Genomic DNA, 14373 nt, shown 5'->3' with positions numbered 1-14373 from the left:
CTGAACTCTGTTGTGCGTCGCCTTCGGCATGCCAGCGCGGCGGCAAAGGCCGGCAAGTTGACGGTGCCGGCCCGTCCTCTCTGGCGCCACACCCTCGAAGCCCAGTGCAGCCAGGTCCAGCGCATCGACGAAGGCATCGACAGCGCGGACCGGGTTCTCCTCTGTCACGTAGTTATCCATTTGGTCGGGAAGCAACATCGTCTGACGGCGGTCAGCACCTTCGACGAACCGTGTCATCCTGATCCACCCCAATCAGCAGAGCCTCAATCTATCAATCCGGACTGTTTTCACCCAGTTTGGACCCGAAGCAGTCACTCACTAGGGCGGCTGGTATGACCTCTTGCTTGAAAGAGGCTTTCAAGGCTCATCCCCTGGACGTCCCAACTCGCTAAAAGTCCTACCGCCCCAGGTGATGCCGAGGACGATGATGCGGTTGCCGCGTAGCTGGTAGCCAACTGTAAGGGTCGTGCGTCGTGTCGGCCCCGGGACCACGATCTCAAGCACCCCCGGCACAGCCCCGGCATGCCCTACGCGTGGAAAGTCGCGCAGCCCCTCGATTGCATGGGCCAGTCGTGCTGCGACATCGTCGGCTAATACCTTGCCGACACGGGGTCCCTGCGGGTGGCTGGCAATGATAGTCTCCCGTGCACGGCGCACGTCCGCAATCGCCAGCCGAGTGAAGGCAATCGAGATCACCCCTGCCGGGCCCGAGGAGCGAAGGCTGCGGCTATCTCGTCCGAGCTGGCGAACTCGCCGGCATCTGCCTGGCGCACCGCCTCCTGGAGGTGGGCGGCCCAAGCCGTCTGGGCCTCGATGAACTGGGCGATGGCTTCGTTCACCAGATAACTTCGATCTCGGTCGAGGGCTCGCGCCATCCCATCCAAGGCGTCGCGCCGCTCGGCCGGCATGCGAACCGTCACCGACACAGCATCTGAGTCAGCCATCAGATCCTCCTGTATGACGACATATTATAGCGTAAGACAACGTAATACAAACATCGCTTTCACGTGCCTTCAGGGTAGCATCAGCTAGGCGGCAACCTAACCCTAGCCGCACGGCACCCAAACCACGGAGAAACTTCAACCGGGTCCAAAACGACCTACTAATACTCAGCGTCTGAGTGTTCATCCGGGAACAGATCGAGTGATTTGAATCGGTTGTGATTGGCTGCCGGCGGCGGGTGCGGGAAGAAGGGCGTCCATGTGGACGCCCGAGAACCGGCCAAAATACGACCGCAGCAAGCTGCGCTACCCGAGTGATCTGACCGACGAGGAGTGGTCGATGATCAGCCCTTTGATCCCGGGTGCGAAGGGCGGCGGCAACAAGCGGACGATCGACGTGCGCGCGGTGCTGAATGGGGTGATGTACATCCTGAGCACCGGCTGCCAATGGGCGGCGCTGCCGAAAGACCTGCCGCCGCGGAGCACGGTGAACGACTACCTCCGGCGCTGGGATGAGGACCGGACGCTCGACCGCATCCACTACGCGCTCTACGTGCTGTGCCGGGAGCAGGCTGGACGCGAGGCCAGCCCGACGGCGGCAATCATCGATAGCCAGAGCGTGAAGAGTGCGGAAAAAGGGGGCGCTGCATCGACCCCTCGGGCTACGACGCGGGCAAGAAGATCAAAGGCAAGAAGCGGCACGTCCTGGTCGACACCCAAGGTCTGCTGATGCAGGCCATCATCCACGCCGCCGACATCCAGGACCGCGATGGTGGCGTGCTGCTGATGGGCTCGCTGTTCGGCCTCTACCCCTTCCTGCTGAAGCTCTACGCCGACGGCGGGTACCAGGGCGCCAACTTCCAGGCCGGACTGCGCACGACTTGTCGCCAGATCAACCTCGAGATCGTCAAGCGGTCCGAGTTGCGCAAGTTCGTCGTGCTGCCGAAGCGGTGGATTGTCGAGCGCTCCATCGCCTGGCTCAATCGCTGCCGACGATTGGCCAAGGATTGGGAGTGCCTGAACCGTCGCGCGCTTGCCTTCCTGCGCTGGGCTTCCGTCCGTCGCATGCTCCGAAGGCTATGTCAGAAAACCACATGATCCCAGATGGACTCTGAAGGTCTGACTCTCGGGGCTTGAGCCGACGCGACCGGACGTGATTCACCAGCAGGCATGGCATCTGGGGACGGACCATGCCCGCGCTGATGATCCGGGAAGACTTGCCGCCTGGCGAGCTACGGCGGTTGGCAAAGGCGGAGCGGGACCTGCGGGTAGCGCGGCGCCTGCTGGCGATCGCGGCGGCTCTTGAGGGCCTGAGCCGCGAGGCGGCGGCACGCGTAGCCGGGATGGACCGGCAGACGCTGCGAGACTGGGTTATCCGCTACAACCGGGGCGGGCCAGCCGGGCTGTCGGATGATTGGAGCGATGGTCGTCCCTGCCGGCCCACGGAAGGTCGGCAGGCGACCCTGAAGGCGATCGTGCTGCAGGGGCCGGATCCCGAGGTGGACGGCGTATCGACTTGGCGGTTGATCGACCTCTGCCAGATCGTGCTGCGGCGCTTTGGCGTGTCCTACAGCGAGGGCGGGATGGGCAAGCTGATGCACAGCCTCGACCTGTCCTGGCAGACGCCGCGGCCGCGCCACGCCGAGACCGACCGCGCCGCCCAGGAGCGGTTCAAAAAAATCCTATGGGGCGACGGACTGCTGAGCGCTGGTAGGCTTGGGTCCGGACATCAGGACCAGGAGGCTCCCCATGGACGCGATACCCTCCACGCCATCCCTGACGGACACGGCTCCGGCGACCCTGTTCGTGGCGCTGGAACTGAGCCGCTCGACTTGGCTCGTGGCCGTGCACTCGCCGGTCGTCGACAAGGTCAGCCAGCACCGGCTGGAGGGCGGCGACACCGAAGGTCTGCTTGAGCTGATTGCGCGTAAGCGGATGCAGGCGGAGGGAAAGATGGGTCGGCCCGTGCGCGTCGCATGCTGTTTCGAGGCCGGGTACGACGGTTTCTGGCTGCACCGTTGGCTATGCGCCCGCGGCATCGAGAACCGCGTTTTGGACGCTGCCAGCATCTTGGTCGACCGTCGGGCGCGGCGGGCCAAGACGGACCGCCTCGATGCGGCCGGGTTGCTGCGCACGCTGATGGCGCTGGAGCGTGGCGAGACGCAGGTCTGTCGGGTCGTGCACGTGCCCAACCCGGCGCAGGAGGACGCCCGACGGCGATCGCGCGAGCGGGCCCGCCTCGTGGTCGAGCGCGGCCAGCACACGAGCCGCATTAAGGGCCTGCTGATGACGCAGGGCATCCGCGACTTCGAGCCGACGCGCGGCGACTGGCAGGCGCGCCTTGAGGCGCTGCGCACGCCGGGCGACCAGCCGCTCGCGCCTTGCCTGCGAGCCGAGTTGCTCCGAGAATGCCGGCGCCTACGGCAGGTGATAGAGATGGTCGCCGAGGTTGAGGCCGAGCAGAAAGCGGTAGCACAGGCGGAGGAGGGCAACGCCGCCCGGCTCGCCCGACTGCGCGGTATCGGCACCACCTTTGCCGCCGTGCTTGGCAACGAGGTGTTCTTCCGTGACTTCCGTAACCGGCGCGAGGTGGGCGGCTACCTCGGTCTCGCCCCGAGCCCCTGGCGAAGCGGCCAGGTCGAACGGGACCAAGGTATCGCCAAGTCGGGCAACCCGCGGGCGAGGAGAAGCGCCATCGAACTGGCCTGGCTGTGGCTGCGTCACCAGCCCGGCAGTGCGCTCGCGCGGTGGTTCCATGAGCGCGTGGCTGGCGCCAAGGGACGCATGCGCCGGATCATGCTGGTGGCGATGGCCAGGAAGCTGATCGTGGCGTTGTGGCGCTACGTGACCACTGGCGCCGTGCCGGAGGGCGCCATGCTGAAGAGCTGAACGCACAGGGGAAGGGGGCGGAGCTGCTGGCCGAGGCGGCGACCAAGGTTGATCCGGGGCTGGCGAACTACGCCGATGCAGGCATGGGTCAAAACTGTCTCGACAATACGGACGTCTTCGACGCGATGACTGCCGCCATGGGCCTGGGTGACGCGGCACTGGGTACGGATATGCAAAAAGTGGCTGACAGCCTCAGCTTGATGGCTGCCCCCGCATCCGGCTCCGCAGATCTCGTCTTCGCCTGAAAGCCCGTCTGAGGAAGCGGATTCCACAAGGGTAGTAAAAGTTGGGGAGAAGCTTCCCCCCAACCTTTCAATTTTTCAGGCGATCATGAAGTCCGCTGCCGATACCCCCGCCGGCATCATGGTCAGCTTCGCAAAGTTGACGAGATCGTCGCGCGAGCCGCCGTCCGCATCGAAGAAGAGGTTGCCGGTCTCCGCGTCGTAGAGAACCCGATGTTGGGCTGCCTCGCCGTCGGACAGCAGCGCAAAGGCGTCTGCTGCCAATGCACCGGAGGGGAGATCCTGGAAGACCTGGGCACTCAGCTGGATGGTGTCATCGGCAACGTTAAAGTCGACGATGCTGTCGGGGCCGGTCTCGCAGGCACTGAAGACGAAGGTATCAACACCGCCGCCGCCGAGCAGGGAATCCTGGCCCGCACCGCCGCTGAGAGTATCATTGCCGGCGCCGCCGACCAGGAAGTCGCGGCCTCTGCCACCGGTCACCACATCGTCGCCCATGCCGGCGTTGACGTAGTAAGCCTCGCGGTCGTTCCCGTGGTCGATGACGTCGTTCGCCATGGTGCCGAGCTGGACCACCTCGAACTGGTCGCCACGCTGGGTGCCCGCAACCAAGTCACGCACGTCGAAGGTGGAGCCGCCGGCTGCCCTGAGGCTGATGCCCTCGTCGTCGAACCGACTGACTAGGCCCTGTAGTCCACCGGCGCCGTCTTCCATTTGGAAGCGGACCGCGAGCCCGCCATCCTGGTTCAGCATGGTATTGCTGTCGTTGGCATTGCCGTTGCCGACCTCGGCACTGGTGAAGGTCAAGCGGATCTGTTCACCCCGACCGTGCTGCACCAGCACTACGTCGTTGCCGGCTCCGAGGTCAGTCGTGTCCGCTCCGTCGCGCGACGGCTTGAAGACGGCGGTGTCGTTGCCGGCGCCGCCAAGCAGCGAATCATTGCCACGGCCACCCTGCAGCCAATCATCGCCGGCGCCACTGACCAGGAAATCATTACCCTTTCCGCCGATGAGGGTGTCGTTGCCCATGCCGGCATTGATGTAATAGGCCTCGCGGCTGCCGCTCTCATCGTAACGGTCGTTTTTGGCGGTGCCCAAGGTAACCGCGTCGAACTGGTCACCGCGCTGGGTGCCTGCGACAAGGTCGCGGACGTCGAAGGTCAGGCCCGGGCTGGCGGAGCGAAAGGTGATTCCCTCGTCGTCAAAGCGGCTGATCGGACCGATGAGGTTATCGGCACCGTCCTCGGCCTGTAGCCGGACGGCGAGGCCGCCATCCTGTTTGGCCATGGTGTTGGAATCGAGGGGATTGCCGTTGCCGACCTCGGCGCTGGTGAAGGTCAGGCGCACTTGCTCGGCCGTGCCCTTAACCAAAACCGTGTCCTCACCCTTGCCGAGATTCTTGGCGACCGTGTCGTCTCCGGTGACGTCCAGTATGGCTAGGTCGTTGTTGCGGCCATGAAGGAAAGAAGAGAATGGACGCTCGCCGTTCTTCAACCATTTGGTGATCGACTCCAAATCAAAGTGCTTCCAGGCCATGATGTGCATCTCTCCCATACGATGAACCCGTCGGCTCATCCCTTGGGTTACGGGGAGGCAATGTGGCCGGATGCGCAACCAACTGCGAGAAACACGGTATCAAGTGTTTTTCTTCGGTGTCATGGCAACACGACTGATGCCCAACCACCGCCCAAAAGTCGTTCATTAGGTCACGTTACGAGCCGCTAAGATCACCTCTACCATCAGGCTGCAAGACGGAGGCTTCGTCCTTGCGCGGGATCAGCGCGGTCACCGAGGGGCTCGCGGCCTATGAGGATAACGACCTCGCTGCCCTCGCCCTTTACCGCCAAGTCGAACTAAGCGTAGCGACCAAGTTCCAAACCTGATGCTGCCGAAATCGCCTTACTTTGGAAACGCAGAAGCCCCATGACTTCCTGCTGAGACCTTGGGGCTGTTACGTGCCCTCGCTGGAGAGCAGTCTGATGGCTATGTTACTTGATCGCTGGCGGTGGTCCGCTCGCAGCGTCGGTGTTCGAACGTAGTGCCTCGGAGGGCGCGGAGCTCGCGCACACACACGAAGTGCACAAGATCGCCGCCATGGCTCAGCTCCGCGTGGCAGCATGAAGAGCCAGGATCGGGTTGTAGCGAACCAGTAGCAGGCCATTGAACATGACGTGGTGCTGGTTCAGGCCTACCCTCCAACGGCTTCTCAACAGCAAGGATTTGTCGACATGGTATCCACAGGCGGAACAAGCATCTACGACACTGGCACCACCGCGGCAACGGCCCTCCCCGAGGGCGCTCCATCGCTGCCGTCCCGCATTTCATGGGGCGCAGTCTTTGCCGGCGCCGTAGTGGCCGTGACGATCGGGCTCATGCTCAATGCCCTCGGTGCCGGTGTGGGCGCCACCACGGTTGACGCCACCGCGCGCGACACTCCGTCGGCTTCTTCCTTCGGCATCGGCGCTGCTATTTGGCTCCTGGTGTCGAACCTGATTGGTCTGGCAGTGGGTGGCTACGTCGCCGCGCGTCTATCGGGTACCGCGGACCGTACTGATGGCACCCTGCATGGCCTTGCCGTCTGGGGCACAACCTTTCTGATTTCCGCCGTGCTGCTGGGCAACCTCGTGGCGGGTATCGCCTCCACCGCCACCAGCGGCGTATCCAGCCTCCTGGGCGGTGCTGCTCAAGGTGCCGGATCCGCCGCCTCGGCAGTCGGCCAGCAGGTTGCCAACCGCACGGACACTGGCAGGTTGCAATCCGCAACACAGGGCTTGGTGGACCGCGTGCAAGGCGCGCTGGCCGGCGGGGGTGGCAATCCTGCCAGCATGACCTCGGACCAGCGCAAGGCGGAAATGGGGACACTCGTCACCCGGCGCGTCACTGAGGGCCAGCTGTCGCAGGCCGACCGTGAACGCATGAGCCAGCTGGTTGCCGCCGAGTACAACCTCAGCCCGCAGGACGCCCAGGCGCGTGTGCAAGTCGCCGAGCAGCAAGCCACCCAAGCTGCGCGGCAGGCTGAAGAGTCTGCGCGCCGCGCGGCAGATGCTGCCGCTTCGGGCACCTCGATGGCCGCCTTTGCGGTTTTCGGGACCATGCTGCTCGGTGCCATAGCGACCATACTTGGCGCCCGCAGGGGTACCCGCGACACCCTGCTTGTGCGTGGAAACCGTACTGTCGGCTGACGACGACGCAAAGCGACGGGGCCACCGAGGTCCCGTCATTTACGCCACACAAATCAAGCCGGTTCGCCCCCTGCGCACACCGCTGACCGTGGTGCTCATGATTTGCCGACGTGGAAGGGTCGAGTTGCCGGGCCTCCGCATTGCCCAGTCGGCAGCATCGGACCAGCCGCTACCTCAGTAATCGTGCCGAGAACTCCCACAGGCCGACGCGCCGGCGGGAGCGCCAGATGCAGCGCTTCAAGTCACCCGGGCAAATCCACCGATTCCTCGGAGCATGCAATGATTTCTGGTCACTTCCGTTCGAGGCGGCACCTGATGGCCGCCGAACGGTACCGCCGTTCGCGCGATAAGGCTTTCCAGATCTGGCGGCAGGAGACGTGTTCCCAGATGGCGGCGTGAGATCGCGCAAGCTCCGTCTCGCAGTCAAATGAGCCCGGTCACCAGACAATGTGACAATGCCCTCCAAACACCCCGCATGAGGAACTCTGGCTACGGGCGTGCCAACCGCTTTGCCACCGAGCAACCCAGGTTGTCGATCAAGATGCCCGCCCGCTGCACCTCGACCAGGTCACGGCTGTTGAGCAGCGCATCAACGGCCCGGTCGCAAGCTTTGATTTTCTCGCTGGCGGTGGGGGAGGGCTCGGCTTGGATGACGAAAATCACCAGTAAGCTTGAGTTTGCACATGCTGTGACGATCTCGTCATGATGCTTGGATCCAGAAAAAGCCCTCGGCGGCGATAAAGGCGAGAGCGTCGTCGAGCGGCATGACCTCGCGGCCGAACGGGCCCGGGTTGCCCCAAGCCTCGCGGCGCCACCAGAGAACCTGAACTCTGTCACCCTGGCCGGTTAGGCGCAGCCGGGCGACAGGTCCGCCGGTGCGCTGGCTGTAGAGCGTGTAGCCCCTGTTGGCGCGCACCACCTCAATGCCACCGCGCCCGGCTGGCCAGGGGTAGGCCTCGATCCGGGCGCGCAGGTCATCTGGGGTGCTGGCCATGAGCCTTCCTCCTGCCTTCTGCCGCGTTCTGCGCTGCGGGGGCTCGGGCGGAGGCGATGTGCCATGTTGCCGAAGGTTGGTCCCGCGGTGCTGGACGGCTGGATGCAGCCCTTCCGATGCCACTTCACCGCCGCGATTTGGCGTCACGTGCTCGTGCTGGTCTGTGGTGCTCTGCTGGCGCCGGGCCGGCGGACCGTTGCCGCTGCCCTGCGGGTCATGGGTCTCGGCGAGGTGGCCGGCTTTGCCGTCTACCATCGCGTGTTGAGCCACGGGCACTGGTGCTCACGGGCCCTGGCGCATCGGCTCTTGCTGCTGTTGGTTGCCGCCTTCGTGCCGACCAGCCCGGTGGTGGTCGGGCTCGACGACACCATCGAACGCCGGCGCGGTGCGTGCATCGCCGCAAAAGGGATCTACCGGGATCCGGTCCGCTCGAGCCGGGGGCACTTTGTGAAGGCCAGCGGACTGCGTTGGCTGTGTGTCATGCTGCTGGCGCCCGTGCCCTGGGCTGGGTGTGTCTGGGGCTTGCCCTTCCTGACCGTGCTGGCGCCCTCCGAGCGGTATGCCGCCGATCAGGGCAAGCCACACAAGAAGCTCACGGACTGGGGCCGGCAGGCGCTGCTGTAGGTTGCCCGCTGGCTGCCGGGCCGGCGCGTTGTTGCGGTGGCCGACAGCAGCTTCTCGGCCATCGCCTTGCTGCGCGACCTCGCGCCGCACGTGACGGTGGTCACCCGTCTGCGCCTCGATGCCTGCCTGTGCGAACCACCGCCGCCGCGCCGGCCGCGGCAGCGAGGGCGATCTCCGGCCACGGGTGCGCGGCTGCCCAGTCTGTCCGAGCTCCTGCACCATCGGCGCACGCCCTGGCGCCGGGTCAGCATCGAGGGCTGGTATGGCCGCAGCACGCGCCGGCTCGACATCGCCTCCGGCACCGCGCTCTGGCACCACCCCGGCCGGCGGGTGGCGATCCGCTGGGTGCTGGTGCGAGACCCGAATGGCCAGAAGGAGCCGCAGGCTTTTCTGTGCACCGACCAAGCGGCCGATCCGGCCGACATCCTGCGGTGGTTTGTTCGCCGCTGGCGCACCGAGACCACATTCGAAGAAGCGCGTCGTCACCTCGGCGTCGAGACCCAACGCCAATGGTCCGACCTGGCCATCCTCCGCACCACGCCCGCGCTGTTCGCCCTGTTCTCACTCGTGACGCTGTGGGCCAACCAACTCGCCGCCGAGCGTGGACCGCTGGTCGAGTGTGTGCGCTGGTACCGCAAGTCGCTACCAACCTTCAGCGACGCTCTCGTGCTGGTGCGCCGCGAGCTCTGGCGCGCGCAGTTTTCTGCTACCTCGCCGTTGGCCGGGACAGCACAGAATGTCTCAGCCGATCTCATCGAGCGATTGCTGCTCATCGTCTGCCGCCCGCCATGATGGCACACGAGCGTCACGGCACGTGCAAAGCCAAGATAAGAACGCGGGGACGAACACGAACGGAAAGATGCCGTGTGAATGTCACAGCCACTTCCACACCCGAAAGATCTGAGCCGCTGCATGGGGAACAGCCATCGCGCGAACAACCTCCCGTCCAGGGACATCGCAGTCTGCACGTCCGCAGCGTCTACGGACAGACGGTTCAGCAACCTCGCCCGGCGTTGAACGTGGCAGGCCTGCAAGCTGCATCCAGCTGCCGCACCTCAGAAACGCAAGAAGCCCCATGACCTCGGATGGAGGTCATGGGGCTTCATGGATTCATGGCAGGAAAGCGAAGGCTACGTCGCCAGGTCGGCACGGTGATGCCGTGCCCTGCGGCGCTGCTCGAGCGCACGGGCCTGGAAGGCCCGGAACTCGGGCATCCGCGCGAAGCGGACGAGGTAGCCCCCATGGGTCAGCTCGCCATGACAGGCCGCGCAGATCAGCCAACCATGCTCCGGCCGGTTGAGGCCGCGATGGAAGAAGTGGTCGAGCTCGGCGCCGGGCACCGGCTGGCCGTCCCCGGAGAGGACACGCGCCTAGCCGCAGCAGGGGCACTGGCCACCATAGGGTTCGGCCGCGACCACCCGGATCAGGAGGATCCGGTTCATTATCGAGAACTTCCGCCTCTCCCCCAGCAACAGGTCCTGGCCCGAGAGGACGAGGAGCATCAGGTCCGCCGCATGCCGGTCGAGGATGTCGAGCCGGCGATGCAGGTCGCGGAACTGCCGTTCGAACTGCCACACCAGCGGATCGTGATCCGCCGTGGGCAGGTTGGCGGACTGCTCGATGGCGGTCCGGACGACGGTGTTGCACCAGAGGTGGAAGGGCGGCGAGAGGTAGCGGGCATAGGACAGCGCGAGCTGCCAATGGGCCCAGGTACCGCCCAGGTGGCCTCGGACGGTGGCGACGAAGCCATCCGTGTCGAGGTGCCAAATGCCGGCGTGGCCGGCATTTGGCATGACCGGCTCCTCGAGCTCGGTCCAGTGCGCGCTGGCATGGGCGCGAAAGCGCGTGGTCTACTCGAGGGCCAGCCAGTCGGCTGGGCGCCGGTTCTCCGGGCGGCCTGCTGCCCGCCACATGTCGGTCAGGTTCAGCATGGCGCCGCGGAGGCGCACAGGGATGCCGTGGTAGCTGAGGTTGTTGATGGGTCTCATGGGCATTGTCACGTCGTTGGACGACGGGCGGAATGAGCTGACTGGGCCAAGCTGGCCGGATGTCGACCGAGCCCACCACCTACCCCGGCTACCGCTTTCCGGCCGAGGTCATCCACCATGCCATCTGGCTCTATCACCTGTTCAGCCTGAGCCTGCGCGACATCGAGCTGATCCTGGCTGAGCGCGGCTTGGTGGTCAGCTACGAGAGTATCCGCCGTTGGTGCCTCAGCTTCGGTACCGAGTTCGCGGCCAAACTGCGCAAGCGCCGGCCGAGGCCGGGCGACACCTGGCACATGGATGAGGTGTACCTGAAGATCAACGGCGAGCTCTTCTACCTCTGGCGCGCGGTCGACCAGCACGGTGTGGTGCTCGACATCCTCGTGCAGGAAAGGCGCAATGCCACAGCCGCCAAACGCTTCTTCAAACGCCTGCTGGCCGGCCTGAAGTACAAGCCCCGCAAGATCGTCACGGATGGGCTCCGCAGCTATGGGGTCGCCCAGCGCGAGGTTCTGCCCGGTGTGAAGCATCGGACCAGCCGCTACCTGAACAATCGTGCCGAGAATTCCCACCGCCCAACGCGACGTCGAGAACGCCAGATGCAGCGCTTCAAGTCACCAGAACAAACTCAGTGGTTCCTCTCGGCGCACGCGATGATCTATGGTCACTTCCGTCCACGGCGGCACCTGATAGCCGCCGGACAGTACCGCCGTTCGCGCGACAAGGCATTCCAGATCTGGCGGCAGGGGACGTGTGCCCAGACGGCAGCGTGAGATCACGCAAGCTCCATCTTGCGGTCAAACACGCCCGGTCGTCAAACAATGTGACAATGCCGATCCGAAGCCTGTCAGGGCCATTTGCAATCTGGCGCAAACTTCGCAACAGAACCGTCGGCGACCTCATGATGGTCTCGGTGCTTGGCGGGCTACGCGACACCGGCATCCTGGACCGCTTTCCCGGTATCGCCGCCTATGTCGCGCGCGGCGAGGCACCGCCAGCGCACCGCAAGGCCATGGCCGACCACCTCGCCGTCTTTGAGCAGACCGCTCCCGCGTGACGGCGGCGACGACCCCGAACCCATCCACTGTCGCGGGAGAGCATCCGGTGTCGAACCCGCATGGCACGCCGATCTGGTACGAGTACCTCGCCCAGGATGCGGACCGAGCAGAAGCCTTCTACACCGAGGTCGTCGGCTGGCAGGTCAAGAGCAGCGGCCTGCCCGGGATGGACTACCGCATTCTCGCGTCGCCGCGCGGCGACGCGGTCGGCGGCCTGATGACGCTGCCGCAGGGTGCTCTGATGCCGCCCGGCTGGCCCTGCTATTTCGGCGTCGATGATGTGGACACCACCGTATCCGCGGTCCAGGCGGCTGGTGGCCAGGTCCACATGCCGCCGACCACGCTGGACGGCGTCGGACGGATGGTCATGGTGAGCGACCCGCAAGGCGTGCTCTTCTATGTCATGCGTGGAACCAGTGAGGCGCCGTCCACCAGCTTCCAGGGCCCTGCGGACGCGTCGCCGGGCCATGTGGTGTGGAACGAGCTCATCGCCCGCGACCAGGACGCGGCGATGAGCTTCTGCGGCCCACTCTTCGGCTGGCGCCATGAGGGCGCGATGCCGATGGGCCCGCTCGGCGACTACAAGTTCCTCCATGCCGGGCCTGTTGGCCTGGGCGCCACCATGAACGTGCCGCCGGGTGAAGTCCTTGGCTGGCGCTTCTACATCCTCGTTCCCGAGGTCGACGCTGCCATTGGGCGCCTGACCGGCGCTGGGGGACGCGTGCTGGGCGGCCCCGACCAGATCCCCGGCGGTGATTTTGCCGTGGTTGCGGAGGATCCATTCGGCGCTCGATTTGGCTTCGTCGGCCCACGACACGAAGCGGAGACGACGTGACCTGCTTCACCGCCATCCTCTGCAATGACGACGCTGCCCAAAAAGCGAGTTCAAGATCGCAGCGGACAGTATCGATTGCCATGCTCACCATCCGCAGCGCCGTGCGAACCGACGATGATTTAACTTGGAGAAGACGGTGATGCCGCGATGATCATCGGCGCACTACGGCCGCGTCACCGTAGACGCTTCAGCTACACTTCGAGCAGGTCCACAGGCCACGCGCTTCCCGGGCCCGCTCGACAAGATACCCACAGCGGATGCAGTTGGCACCGTCATCACCGTCGGCAAAGGGGTCCGCGAAACGCCGCACCGTCATCTTCGGCGGACGTGGCTTTGCATCACATCGGTCGAGGCCCTCGACGGCCTGCGTGCTGTTCGGCCCTTCGACGGGCTCAGCATCCGCCGATGCTGGCTGCTGCACCGATGGCTCCCACGCCGGCATGACGTGGACGGTAGGAGGCCGGATCTCCGACGCCGTGGGTTGCACCTTCTCCGGCAACGCTGGCGCCGGTGGCTTTGCGCGAAATCCGTTGGGCCAAGCTTCCACATGAGCATGCCATGGTGTCGAAGAAGGCTGGTCCTTGACCGGACCTGACGAACGCCGCGCAACATGCACGACTTCCACGACCCGGCTGCGGACGGTCCCATGGCTGTTCTTTCGGGGTGCGGTGACAATCTGCCGCGTCTGGCTGGAAGATGTGGTGCGCTTGGATTGGTGCGAAAATACGCGATTAGCGTCTGACATAGGTATCCTTTTTTAGGAGACGGCCGCCTCCACGATATAGAACTGGCCGTGGTCTCCATTCAGTTGACATGACCCCAACCCACTTCATACTCAAAATTCTAGGAGGTAGTACTCGGAGGTTATGCTCTGTCCATTTTGCGGGTATCTGGGGCGGCTCTCTTAACGGAGTACGAAGTGCTTGTCTTCTTTGTCGCGTTACCCGGCATTTGCTTTAACGAGCTCGCAAGGTAGATCGGTGCAGCACATCGCTGCCGCTGAACAGCTGTTATCGATCCGCACCATGGTATGGTGACGCCATGGAGCACGCCGAACGGCATTGTCACATTGTTTGACGACCGGGCGCGTTTGACCGCAAAACGGAGCTTGCGTGATCTCACGCTGCCGTCTGGGCACACGTCTCCTGCCGCCAGATCTGGAATGCCTTGTCGCGCGAACGGTGGTACTGTTCGGCGGCCATCAGGTGCCGCCGCGGATGGAAGTGACCATAGATCATCGCGTGCGCCGAGAGGAACCGCTGAGCTTGTTCTGGTGACTTGAAGCGCTGCATCTGGCGTTCTCGACGTCGTGTTGGGCGGTGGGAATTCTCGGCACGATTGTTCAGGTAGCGGCTGGTCCGATGCTTCACACCGGGCAGGACCTCGAGCTGGGCGACGCCATAGCTGCGGAGCCCATCCGTGACGATCTTGCTGGGCTTGTACTTCAGGCCGGCCAGCAGGCGTTTGAAGAAGCGTTTGGCGGCTGTGGCATTGCGCCTTTCCTGCACGAGGATGTCGAGCACCACACCGTGCTGGTCGACCGCGCGCCAGAGGTAGAAGAGCTCGCCGTTGATCTTCAGATAAACCTCATCCATGTGCCAGGTGTCACCCGGCCTCGGCCGG

General features: G+C 64.7%; 18 protein-coding genes and 1 pseudogene. 10 read left to right on the top strand and 9 right to left on the bottom strand.

The features are described 5' to 3' along the window. A pseudogene (locus LH62_RS30710) lies at positions 1 to 237 on the bottom strand (hypothetical protein); the annotation flags it as partial. A 455-nt stretch (positions 238 to 692) separates the two neighbouring features. Beyond that, entirely contained in the window at positions 693 to 944 is a 252-nt protein-coding gene (locus tag LH62_RS26345; protein ID WP_043366758.1) for a CopG family ribbon-helix-helix protein, read from the bottom strand. Between the two features lie 256 nt (positions 945 to 1200). Here LH62_RS26345 and LH62_RS29720 point away from each other — a divergent pair. From LH62_RS29720 to LH62_RS30705, 4 genes are all read left to right on the top strand, one after another. After that, positions 1201 to 2039, top strand: a protein-coding gene (locus LH62_RS29720) for an IS5 family transposase (protein ID WP_144404448.1) whose coding sequence is annotated in 2 segments (ribosomal slippage) — positions 1201 to 1588 and positions 1588 to 2039 — 840 coding nt in all. Because the reading frame shifts where the segments join, the coding sequence is not laid out codon by codon here. Between the two features lie 92 nt (positions 2040 to 2131). After that, the gene (locus tag LH62_RS29715; RefSeq protein ID WP_082012942.1) at positions 2132 to 2857 is read left to right on the top strand and encodes a winged helix-turn-helix domain-containing protein; all 726 of its coding nucleotides are present in this window, start codon (positions 2132 to 2134) and stop codon (positions 2855 to 2857) included. Continuing rightward, positions 2748 to 3830 carry an IS110 family transposase gene (locus LH62_RS26330; RefSeq protein ID WP_201445670.1) on the top strand — a complete coding sequence of 361 codons (1083 nt, stop codon included), beginning with the start codon at positions 2748 to 2750 and terminating at the stop codon, positions 3828 to 3830. The genes LH62_RS29715 and LH62_RS26330 overlap by 110 nt, the downstream gene beginning before the upstream one ends. After that, complete coding sequence (locus tag LH62_RS30705; protein ID WP_144404719.1) at positions 3776 to 4075, top strand: hypothetical protein; 300 nt, start codon at positions 3776 to 3778, stop codon at positions 4073 to 4075. Before LH62_RS26330 ends, LH62_RS30705 begins: the two co-directional genes overlap by 55 nt. A 75-nt stretch (positions 4076 to 4150) precedes the next feature. Here the strand turns inward: LH62_RS30705 and LH62_RS26325 are convergent, their stop codons facing one another. After that, positions 4151 to 5608, bottom strand: coding sequence for a calcium-binding protein (locus LH62_RS26325; RefSeq protein WP_201445667.1), 1458 nt, complete (start codon positions 5606 to 5608; stop codon positions 4151 to 4153). Positions 5609 to 6300: 692 nt separating this feature from the next. On the opposite strand from LH62_RS26325, the gene LH62_RS26320 reads away from it, so the two are divergent. Continuing rightward, positions 6301 to 7254, top strand: coding sequence for a hypothetical protein (locus tag LH62_RS26320; RefSeq protein ID WP_236552702.1), 954 nt, complete (start codon positions 6301 to 6303; stop codon positions 7252 to 7254). 489 nt (positions 7255 to 7743) lie between these two features. Here the strand turns inward: LH62_RS26320 and LH62_RS31330 are convergent, their stop codons facing one another. After that, positions 7744 to 7917, bottom strand: coding sequence for a hypothetical protein (locus LH62_RS31330; RefSeq protein WP_160299903.1), 174 nt, complete (start codon positions 7915 to 7917; stop codon positions 7744 to 7746). 37 nt (positions 7918 to 7954) lie between these two features. Next, positions 7955 to 8248 carry a hypothetical protein gene (locus tag LH62_RS31690; protein ID WP_043366755.1) on the bottom strand — a complete coding sequence of 98 codons (294 nt, stop codon included), beginning with the start codon at positions 8246 to 8248 and terminating at the stop codon, positions 7955 to 7957. A 63-nt stretch (positions 8249 to 8311) separates the two neighbouring features. Here LH62_RS31690 and LH62_RS30700 point away from each other — a divergent pair, with 63 nt between their 5' ends. After that, positions 8312 to 8872, top strand: coding sequence for a transposase (locus tag LH62_RS30700; protein ID WP_144404718.1), 561 nt, complete (start codon positions 8312 to 8314; stop codon positions 8870 to 8872). A gap of 36 nt (positions 8873 to 8908) precedes the next feature. After that, positions 8909 to 9664 carry a hypothetical protein gene (locus tag LH62_RS30695; RefSeq protein ID WP_144404717.1) on the top strand — a complete coding sequence of 252 codons (756 nt, stop codon included), beginning with the start codon at positions 8909 to 8911 and terminating at the stop codon, positions 9662 to 9664. 338 nt (positions 9665 to 10002) lie between these two features. On the opposite strand, the gene LH62_RS26305 is transcribed toward LH62_RS30695, so the two are convergent. The 3 genes from LH62_RS26305 to LH62_RS30690 are packed head-to-tail and all read right to left on the bottom strand — an operon-like array spanning position 10003 to position 10860. Continuing rightward, positions 10003 to 10212: a hypothetical protein gene (locus LH62_RS26305; protein WP_043366753.1), complete on the bottom strand. Its 210-nt coding sequence runs from the start codon at positions 10210 to 10212 to the stop codon at positions 10003 to 10005. Positions 10213 to 10242: 30 nt separating this feature from the next. After that, positions 10243 to 10665, bottom strand: a complete 423-nt coding sequence (locus LH62_RS26300; protein ID WP_043366752.1) for a KilA-N domain-containing protein — start codon at positions 10663 to 10665, stop codon at positions 10243 to 10245. 57 nt (positions 10666 to 10722) lie between these two features. Further along, positions 10723 to 10860, bottom strand: coding sequence for a KilA-N domain-containing protein (locus LH62_RS30690; RefSeq protein ID WP_144404716.1), 138 nt, complete (start codon positions 10858 to 10860; stop codon positions 10723 to 10725). 59 nt (positions 10861 to 10919) lie between these two features. Here LH62_RS30690 and LH62_RS26295 point away from each other — a divergent pair, with 59 nt between their 5' ends. The 3 genes from LH62_RS26295 to LH62_RS26285 all read left to right on the top strand — a co-directional run bounded on the left by LH62_RS26295 (position 10920) and on the right by LH62_RS26285 (position 12750). Further along, a complete protein-coding gene (locus tag LH62_RS26295) occupies positions 10920 to 11630 on the top strand; it encodes an IS6 family transposase (RefSeq protein ID WP_043366750.1) in 711 nt (236 codons plus the stop codon). A gap of 128 nt (positions 11631 to 11758) precedes the next feature. Further along, complete coding sequence (locus LH62_RS29705; protein WP_201445666.1) at positions 11759 to 11914, top strand: hypothetical protein; 156 nt, start codon at positions 11759 to 11761, stop codon at positions 11912 to 11914. Positions 11915 to 11961: 47 nt separating this feature from the next. Continuing rightward, the gene (locus LH62_RS26285) at positions 11962 to 12750 is read left to right on the top strand and encodes a VOC family protein (protein WP_043366749.1); all 789 of its coding nucleotides are present in this window, start codon (positions 11962 to 11964) and stop codon (positions 12748 to 12750) included. 1118 nt (positions 12751 to 13868) lie between these two features. Here LH62_RS26285 and LH62_RS26280 read toward each other — a convergent pair. Further along, on the bottom strand, positions 13869 to 14345 hold the full coding sequence (locus LH62_RS26280; RefSeq protein WP_369796843.1) for an IS6 family transposase: 477 nt from the start codon (positions 14343 to 14345) through the stop codon (positions 13869 to 13871). Positions 14346 to 14373 lie beyond the last annotated feature (28 nt).

Source organism: Belnapia sp. F-4-1, from assembly GCF_000802185.1.
In the GTDB taxonomy this organism is placed as follows: Bacteria; Pseudomonadota; Alphaproteobacteria; order Acetobacterales; family Acetobacteraceae; genus Belnapia.
The sequence above is the reverse complement of the archived record's forward strand: the minus strand, read 5'-3'. Positions and strand labels throughout refer to the sequence as shown.